1 protein-coding gene and 2 pseudogenes are annotated in these 3,034 nt (G+C 77.1%); all 3 read right to left on the minus strand.

What is annotated here, in order from left to right:
• On the minus strand, positions 1–984 hold a 984-nt coding region (locus RKE29_RS28965), incomplete at its 3' end, for a type I polyketide synthase (protein WP_312008684.1).
• Positions 985–1,320: 336 nt separating this feature from the next.
• A pseudogene (locus RKE29_RS28970) lies at positions 1,321–1,422 on the minus strand (KR domain-containing protein); the annotation flags it as partial.
• 55 nt (positions 1,423–1,477) lie between these two features.
• A pseudogene (locus RKE29_RS28975) lies at positions 1,478–2,923 on the minus strand (SDR family oxidoreductase); the annotation flags it as partial.
• Positions 2,924–3,034 lie beyond the last annotated feature (111 nt).

Here is a 3,034-nt window from a genome sequence, read left to right on the forward strand (position 1 = left end):
GGCGGCGGCGAACGACTTGCACCGGCCGTCGGGAGCGAGCCCGCGCTGCCGCGCGAAGTCCACGAAGACGCTCGGCGTCGACATGACCGTGACACCGCCCGCCAGCGCCAGGTCGCAGTCCCCCGCGCGCAGCGCCCGGGCGGCGAGGTGCAGGGCGACCAGGGACGACGAGCACGCCGTGTCGACGGTCACCGCCGGACCTTCGAGACCGAACGTGTAGGCCACCCGGCCCGAGGCGACACTGCCGACATTGCCGTTCCCGAGATAGCCCTCGACCTCGGCCGGCACGCGGTTCAGGCGGGTCGCGTAATCGTGGTAGATCGTGCCCGCGAAGACGCCGGTCCTGCTGCCGCGCAGCGACTCGGGATCGATCCCGGCGTGCTCGAACGTCTCCCACGACACTTCCAGCAGCAGACGCTGCTGCGGGTCCATCGCCAGCGCCTCCCGCGGCGAGATGCCGAAGAAGCCGGGGTCGAAGTCCGCGGCGTCCGGCACGAACCCGCCGGTGCGCACATACGTGCTGCCCGCCCGGGACGGGTCCGGGTCCACGATGCGCTCGGTGTCCCAGCCGCGGTCGGCGGGAAAGCCGGTGAGCGCGTCGACGCCGCCGGCCACCAGGTCCCACAGCCGCTGCGGGGAGGTGGCGCCGCCGGGCAGACGGCACCCCATGCCGACGATCGCGACCGGCTCGTCGGCGGCCGCGGCCACGGGCGCGGCGGCCGGTGCCACGGGAGCGCTGTCGGCGAGGACACCGCTCACGTGCGCCGCCAGCAGCGCCGGGGTCGGGTGGTCGAAGACGAGCGTCGCGGGCAGCCGCAGCCCGGTCGCGGCGGAGAGCCGGTTGCGCAGTTCGAGACCGGTGAGCGAGTCGAAGCCCAGCTCCCGGAACGCGCGGTTCTCCTCGATGCTCTCGGCGTCGGCGTGCCCGAGCACGGCCGCCGCGAGGGTGCGCACCGTCCGCACCAGCAGCCGCTCACGCTCCACGGCCGGCAGGCCGGCCAGCCGCCGGGCCGACCCGGCGTCCGCCCGCGCGGCCCCCTCGGCCGCCCGGCGGCGCGGCACGCGGGCGAGCCCGCGCAGCAGCGCGGGCACCCCGTCGGACGCCGCGCGGCGCAGCGCCGCGAGATCCATGCGCACCGCGACCAGCACCGCCTCCGAGCGGCCCGCCGCGGCGTCGAAGAGCGCGCACCCCTGCTCGGCGGACAGCGCCGTGACGCCCAGGCGCAGCATGCGCTGCCGGTCGGCGGCGCCCAGCCCGGCCGTCATCTCGCTGCCCTCGGCCCACCAGCCCCACGCGATCGAGGCCGAGGGCAGGCCGCGCGCGCGGCGGTGCCGGGCGAGGGCGTCGAGGAAGGCGTTGGCGGCCGCGTAGTTGCCCTGACCGGCGTTGCCGAGCACCCCGGCCGCCGACGAGAACAGCACNACCGGCGTTGCCGAGCACCCCGGCCGCCGACGAGAACAGCACGAAGGCGCTCAGGTCCATGTCCCGGGTGGCCTCGTGCAGGTGCCACGCGGCGTCGGCCTTCGGGCGCAGCACGGCGTCCACCCGGTCGGCCGTCATGGCCTGTACGACACCGTCGTCGAGGACACCCGCCGCGTGGATCACGGCGGTCAGCGGGTGCGCGGCGGGGACCTCCGCCAGCACGCGCGCCAGCGCGTCACGGTCGGCCGCGTCGCACGCCGCGACCTCCGCGTGCGCGCCGAGCGCGGCCAGGTCCGCGACGAGCCCGGCCGCGCCGGGCGCGTCACCGCCGCGGCGGCTGAGCAGCAGCAGACGCCGCACCCCGTGCGTGACGACCAGATGGCGGGCCAGCAGCGCGCCGAGCGTCCCCGTGCCGCCGGTGATGAGCACGGTCCCGCCGGGCGCGGGCGCGAAACCGGCGGCGCCGTCCGGCCGTCCGGCCTCGGCCCGGACCAGCTCCGGGACACGGGCCGCGCCGCGACGCAGCGCGAGCTGGGGCTCGCCCGACGCGGCGTGCGCGAGCACCTGGCCGTCCCCGGTGGCGGCGTCGACGTCCACCAGCGCGAAACGCCCGGGATGCTCGGACTGCGCGGACCGCACCAGGCCCCACACGGCCGCCGACGCCAGGTCGCACACGTCCTCGGCGTCGTTCGCGTCGCCGGTCGCGACCGCCGAGGAGGTCACGATGACCAGTCGGCTGTCGGCGGTACGCTCGTCCGCCAGCCAGCGCTGAAGCAGCCCGAGCACCCGTACGGTGACGTCCCGCGCCCGTACGTACTCGGGCCCCTCACCGGGCACCACGCGGACGAGGACGGTGCCGGGCACGGCGGCGTCGGCGTCGTCGAGGACGTCGTACGGGGAGGTCGCGGGCGCGGGCCCGTCGGCGCCCGGACCGTCCCGGAGCACGGTCCAGCACGCGTCCCGCGCGGGCGCGCCCGGGCCCGCGACGAGGCCGTCCTCGGCGGTCGCCGCGTCCGAACCGGCCGTCGACTCCCGCTCGGTCCACCGCAGCGCGAACAGGGACTCCCGTTCGAGGGAGTCGGCGGTCCGCAACTGGTCGGCGGAGACCGGCCGGATGACCAGCGAGTCGATCGACACCACCCGCCGCCCCGCCTCGTCGTGCGCGCGCAGCGACACGGACCCCGTCGCGGACGTCTCCAGTCGGACCCGCAGCGCGCGCGCCCCGCGCGTGTCGAGCCGGACCCCGCTCCAGGAGAACGGCAGACCGGCCTCCACCACCCCGTCGGCGGCGTCCCGGATCAGCAGCGGGTGCATGGCCGCGTCGAGCAGGGCCGGGTGGATGGCGAACCGGTCGGCGCCGGAGTCCTCCCAGTCCTCGGCGAGGGCCACCTCACCGAACAGCTCCCTCCCGCGCCGCCACACCGCCCGGAGCCCCTGGAAGAACGGCCCGTAGTCGAACCCCGCGGCTGCCGCACGCCGGTAGGCGTCGTCCACGTCCACGGGCTCGGCGCCGGGAGGCGGCCACTGCTCGGCCGCGAGGTCATCGGCCTCGGGGCCGTCGGCCGTGGAGTCGGGCAGGGCCGAGAGTGTGCCGGTGGCGTGGTGGGTCCA

Origin of the sequence: Streptomyces sp. B1866 (assembly GCF_031932565.1) — a bacterium.
In the GTDB taxonomy this organism is placed as follows: domain Bacteria; phylum Actinomycetota; class Actinomycetes; order Streptomycetales; family Streptomycetaceae; genus Streptomyces.